Below are 5,569 nucleotides of genomic sequence, written 5' to 3'. Positions count from 1 at the left end.
ATCGCTCAACATGTGGTGGAGGCTGTAATACTCGGTCTCCGCCACCGTCTCGCTCATCTGTTCCAGGTTCGCACGAGGGCTTTGAAAAAAGGCCCCGCAAGTACTGTTCAGCTTGCTCGGCCGTGCTTCGCGTTTTACTGCGGAAACACTCCCGGAACGACTGAAAATGGCTGGTCAGATTCTCGCAGCAGCTGGCCACCGCACGCCCGATCCCAAATAAATAAATTTGGCGATTTCATCGTCATACTCCTTATGTGGTAGAGCATTAGATATGTAGCTCAATAGCCTGTATTTCAACCATTTTAGAAATGTGGCAAAGTAGAAGTAATGAGCACCGGTAAAGAGCAGCTTGAGGCTGTTGAGGAGGCTCGTCTTGCCGAAGCCGTTGCGACCCATGATCAGGCAGACGTTGCGTCCTGGTACCGGGGTGCCGAGGTCGATCTCCTGCTCACCGTAATAGGAGAACAGGTTGGTAAGGCGGAGGCTCTCGAATATCATGCGGCCGGCTCGGTCCTGTCGGCCTGACGAACAGCGTTCTCAACTACCTTGATTACATCCTCCAGGAGTTGCTGACGACTGCTCAGGCTGTCGAGTGACGGGTAGCGCTCGGTAACCAGGCTATACAGGTCAGTGGCCCAGATGCTCTGCACCTCGAACCTTGGAGCCAACTCGTCGATCAGGGCGAGGTCCCTGGACAGGTCTTCTGGTGTGAGGGTCACAGTCCCAACCTCCCTTTTGAACTCTCTGGCAATGGCCAGAGCGCTGTCGGTGACATCGAACTTGTCTGTCCACTGCTGCTGAATGTAAGCAATCTCCGCATCCTCGATCAGCCGACGTCCGACGGTCTTCTCGAGAGCCAGGAGTCGGCGCAGAATGAGCTTGCGAGTCTCTGAACTGAAGGGGCCGGGTCCGATGGAGTCATTACGGCGAATGCCGTCGCGCTTGCTCGTGTCTTCGCGAATTTCCTTGAGCCAGTTGCGGAATTCATTGAGGGGCTCCATCCAGGTTGCGCCGGAGTCGATGAATCCGCGCATGGATTTATCTTCCTTGACGACGGTGCAGGTCCAGCAACCGAAACGGCTTCCCCCACACGAAGGCGTATTGAGGTCCAGAACCACCGGGCATTCGCCGCCGCTCGCCTGCCGATACAGGTCGAGCATGAAGTCGTGAGTGCCACCCCAAGGCGGCGGATTGTGCGTGAAGAGGTACTCCCATACTTGATCGGTCGCCCACTCGGCGATGGGTGTCATTACCAAGGCATCCGGAATCTCATTGTGGGGATTCAGGCCACGGCTGTTGGTGGCGCGAGCCTCCATCCGTTGCGCGCGACTAGCACTCTCGTCCAGTCGCGTCCCCAAGAGCAGAACAACGCCGCCGTAATCTCGCACGATGCCATCGATCACCGCACGCGAAGGCTTGATCTTCATCTTGGTCGTACACCAACGGAACCAGCGGGTTGGAGAAGGGTATCCCTTGCCGATCAAGTTGCCCCAGAAACTCTGTTCGGGCGTGGGCTGCACTCGATGTACATGGAGCAGCAGGCCGTTGGCACGGGCGTGGCTGGCTAACCGCGACAGACGGTCCGCCAGATACTCCTCTACATTTGGCGCCTCAACGCGCGTGTCGGAGGCCACGACAAAGATCGGCTTGCGTGCTGTTGGCCCGAGTTCCACGAGCAACTCGTAAACCAACTGCAGGACCAGGGTCGAGTCCTTGCCGCCGGAATACGCAACCACCCACGGACGCTGATCGGCGAAGTAGTGGGCTCGCAAAGACTCTTGGGTTTCAACGACGTGTTCTTGGTCTGGAGGGAGGACCGACACTTGGATGTCCTGGAGTTTCATCGGAAAATGTGGGCCACTTCAAAGTATGTCCCAAGATTTTACGCGCGAACTTCGTGCTGCGGCCAAAACACATCAAATGCAATGGCATTACCGATGAGTGGATGTGACCATCGCCAACCGTTGAGTCGGCTCACTTCGAACAATCTGCTTGCAGCGGATGGAATGTCCATCTTTGCACAGAGGGTAAGTTCCTTGCACATGTATGCGCCCTACTGACAGTATGATGCACAAGACTAACCCATGGGTGCGAGGCGATGCGCTTGATTCCAACCAAGGTCGTTGGCAGACGGACCTACCTGCACACCGACTCTCTGTCCTACCTTGCCGCAAACACCGCGGCGCGTGTGGTAGAGGCCGAGCGCCTAGCTGGTTTCAACCGGCACGTGTATTTTAACCTGGTGCGTATAGATGATTCGGGGCCGTGCATCTCGCTGTTGCATTACCCCGACTTCGCTGACGACCCCTTTCCCTCGCTACGTGAAAGTTGGCTAGTGGATCTCGATCGCTCGACCGTGAGCTATCGCTCGTATGCTGAGTCACTCAATCCGCCGATACTGCATCGTAAGGAACTTCTGGTGCCGCCGGACGACTCACGGCGCGAGGCCTACGCAGCCTTGACCGCTACGGCCGAGTCGATTGGGCTTTTCGATGAACCGAAGCGCATCGGCTACCGCCGCCAGTGGCTGGCTCTCGTAAGGGAAAAGGGTTATCGCATCGAAGGTCACGCCCTAGTGCCGCTGGGCAATGATGAGTCAGACTCTGGCGCTGCCGACGAGGCAGCGCCGCGCCATACCGCTTGGCAGGCGTCGCGACACCTGACCGCGCTAGTGCGCTACGGCTTCTCGGCGCCGGTGCAGTCTCTGGCCCGCCATGGATTTCTCGATGGCAGTTATCGGTTATTTGACTACGGCTGTGGTCGCGGCGACGATGTGCGCGGCTTGCTGGAGAACGGCCTGACCGCCGCCGGTTGGGATCCGTACCATGCCGCGGACAACCCAATTCACGCGGCGGACATAGTCAATCTCGGCTTCGTCATAAACGTCATCGAAGACTTCGACGAGCGCTTGGATGCCTTGACCCGTGCTTGGTCCCTGGCCGAGCGCTTGCTCGTGGTATCGGTGATGCTGGTTAACCAGAATGATCCGCGGGGTGAACGCTTTCGCGACGGCGTGATGACGCAACGCGGGACCTTCCAGAAATACTTCAGCCAGTCGGAAATCAGGGGGTTTCTGGAACAAGTCCTTGACGAGGAGGCCATCCCGGTGGCGCCTGGGGTCCTCTACGTTTTTCGTGACAAGGATGCTGAGCAACGCTTCCTGGTTGACCGCTACCGCAGCAAGGTAAACCGGCTGCGTGAGCCATCGCCGCGCTTGTGCGAACGGGAGCAGAGAATACGGCTGGATCGGGTGGCGGAGCGCTACGACGCCTATCGGGAGCCGCTGGATCACTTATGGGATTTGTGGCTTACGCTCGGGCGCAAGCCGGACAAGTCGGAGGTGGACGACCTGGTCGTGCTCACTGAGGGTTTTGGTTCCTTGTCCAAGGCGCTGCGCTTCCTGGAAGAACGCGGTGATCAGGCAGAGATCGAGCGCGCTTCTGCCTCACGCGTCGCCGATCTGGAGGTCTACTTCGCCCTGAACCAGTTCGAGCAGCGGAAACCTTACGGCCACCTCGAGCGCGCGTTGCAACAGGACGTCAAGCATTTCTTCGGTGATTATGCCGCTGCGAAGGCCAGCGCAATGGCACTGCTGTTCCAGATCGCAGACCTGGAAGCCATCGACCAGGCCTGCCGCAAGGCAGCGGAGCATGGCTTGGGCTGGCTTGAGACGGGTCAGTCTCTACAATTGCATGTCAGTCTCGTCGAGCGGCTTCCAGCCCTGCTGCGGGTCTATGTCGGATGTGCCGCGGTGCTCTATGGCGACTACCGCAACGCGGACCTGGTGAAAATCCATACCCGCTCCGGAAAAGTCAGCCTGATGCGCTTTGACGACTTTGAAGGTCAAGCCCTGCCGCGCATGGTCGAGAGGGCCAAGATCAAGCTCCGGGAGCAGGACGTTGATTACTTCGCGTATGGTGAACAATACGAGCCACCCTACCTATACCATAAGTCGCGCTATATCAACGAAGAGTTTCCCAACTACCCCGAACAGATGGTCTTTGATCAGGCACTCGATGAGTTGGGTCTCTTTGATTGGTCAGGTTACGGTCCGTCGCCCGGGGCCTTTCTTGCCAAGCTGTCCCGGCATCGCTGGAGTATCGAGGGATTCTCTCTTGTGCGTTCACAGACGACCCCGGACCTCGACGATTCCTGCGGCCGGTATCTGACCTTTCGCCAACTAATCGAGTGCGGCGAAACGCAGGCACGAACGGGGCTTGACAACGTACCGATGCAGCCCGAAAGCTACAACGCTCTCGTGGAGTTGGCAGAGCACGTCCTGGACCCGGTTATCGACTATTTCGGCATGATCCGGCTAACTTATGGTTTCTGCTCCCCGGAACTTGCCAAGCAGATTCCCTGTCGCATCGAGCCAAAGCTCGACCAGCATGCCGCCCATGAAAAAAAACCGCGTAGGAAAGGCGATCTGTGGTCGCTTTGGCTCTGCCGTCGATTTCATCGTGGACGACGAGAACATGCTCAACGTGGCGCAATGGGTCGTCACCCATACACCTTTCGACCGTTTGTATTTCTACGGCGAGGATAAGCCGATCCACGTCAGCTTTGGGCCAAATCAGGATCGCCAAGTTGTTCGGATGATCGCCGGCAAAGGCGGACGTTTAGTGCCGCGGGTTGTGACGGCCCTTGCGTAGATCGACGGGAGGTAGTGTGAAGATTGATGCACAAATACGCATCGCCGGAATGGAGGCGTTGATCAATGCCCTGAGGCTGGTTGAAGCCGAATCCTTCATGATTTCGGCATCTCGCGATCGACTCAACCACGCCGCTTGGCGACGTTACGGATTGCCGGGAGTGTCGCTCAGTGTGCTGGTACAGTCAGCGAATCGGCATGCAGAGCAGCAATTCTCATTATGACCGAAGCAATGGGACGAGCTGGTCGGAAAGTGCCTTTCTGCCGTCCATGAGAGGGGTTTGGCCCCTAAATTTTGCCGATTTCCATGCGCTCGGTGGGGAAGCAGAAGGCCTCGTTGGCCAAAATGAGAATTGCTGCATGCAGAGGGAGCGGCGATCAAGGTAGCACGATAATTCTAGCGCCTTGTATGGGAAAATCGCGATGACAGTCTGGTCCCGGATTTTTTTGGGCCAGTCCAGTTTTACCTTCAATTTGTCGATCCCGCTGTATAACTGATCAGACTCCTGATGCACCGGCACCGGCTGCCGCGCGCTGCAGCCGGTCGGCGACCGCCGCCCAGGCCGGCGTTGCCGGAATCTCCTCGACGATGATCAGCTCGGCGTCGGCCTGATCCAGTTCACGCAGGGCGGCGTAGAGCGCACTGGCGTAAGCGCGGGGGTTGGCCGGCAAGCAGCGCCAGGCGTGTGCTGCCGGCGTGGCGGGCAACCGACTGTGACAGAGTACGGCACAGCGCCGACCCGTGCTCTGCAGAAGGTCGATGACCTCAACAATGCGCGCGGATGGCAGCAGGTGCAGCGGCGTCGTCGGCGCGTAGTGTGCGGCCAGCGAACCGGGAACCCGCGGCATAGCGGCGTCCGGCGGACGAGTGACGATCTGCGGCATGATGCCGATGACCGTCGCGATCTGTTCGGGAGT

At 58.3% G+C, this 5,569-nt stretch carries 5 protein-coding genes and 1 pseudogene; 2 read left to right on the top strand and 4 right to left on the bottom strand.

The annotated features are described in order from the left end of the window. The 3 genes and pseudogenes from E4Q08_RS26445 to dndC all read right to left on the bottom strand — a co-directional run. A pseudogene (locus tag E4Q08_RS26445) lies at window positions 1-199 on the bottom strand (IS701 family transposase); the annotation flags it as partial. Beyond that, the gene (locus tag E4Q08_RS23060; protein ID WP_169072126.1) at window positions 175-498 is read right to left on the bottom strand and encodes an AAA family ATPase; all 324 of its coding nucleotides are present in this window, start codon (window positions 496-498) and stop codon (window positions 175-177) included. The pseudogene E4Q08_RS26445 and the gene E4Q08_RS23060, both read right to left, overlap by 25 nt. Beyond that, a complete protein-coding gene (gene dndC, locus E4Q08_RS23055) occupies window positions 495-1,844 on the bottom strand; it encodes a DNA phosphorothioation system sulfurtransferase DndC (protein ID WP_169072125.1) in 1,350 nt (449 codons plus the stop codon). The genes E4Q08_RS23060 and dndC overlap by 4 nt, the downstream gene beginning before the upstream one ends. A 254-nt stretch (window positions 1,845-2,098) precedes the next feature. On the opposite strand from dndC, the gene E4Q08_RS23050 reads away from it, so the two are divergent. Together E4Q08_RS23050 and E4Q08_RS23045 are read left to right on the top strand one after the other, a co-directional pair. Continuing rightward, a complete protein-coding gene (locus tag E4Q08_RS23050; RefSeq protein ID WP_372703819.1) occupies window positions 2,099-4,546 on the top strand; it encodes a DNA phosphorothioation-associated putative methyltransferase in 2,448 nt (815 codons plus the stop codon). 122 nt (window positions 4,547-4,668) lie between these two features. Further along, window positions 4,669-4,875, top strand: a complete 207-nt coding sequence (locus E4Q08_RS23045; RefSeq protein WP_169072124.1) for a hypothetical protein — start codon at window positions 4,669-4,671, stop codon at window positions 4,873-4,875. Window positions 4,876-5,149: 274 nt separating this feature from the next. Here E4Q08_RS23045 and E4Q08_RS23040 read toward each other — a convergent pair. Further along, window positions 5,150-5,569 (bottom strand): Sua5 family C-terminal domain-containing protein (locus E4Q08_RS23040; RefSeq protein ID WP_308240209.1); only part of this gene is annotated, 420 nt, incomplete at its 5' end.

This window comes from Candidatus Accumulibacter contiguus, assembly GCF_012940005.1.
Taxonomy (GTDB): Bacteria; Pseudomonadota; Gammaproteobacteria; order Burkholderiales; family Rhodocyclaceae; genus Accumulibacter; species Accumulibacter contiguus.
Note: the sequence above shows the minus strand (reverse complement) of the source record. Positions and strands in the feature narration are given on the sequence as shown.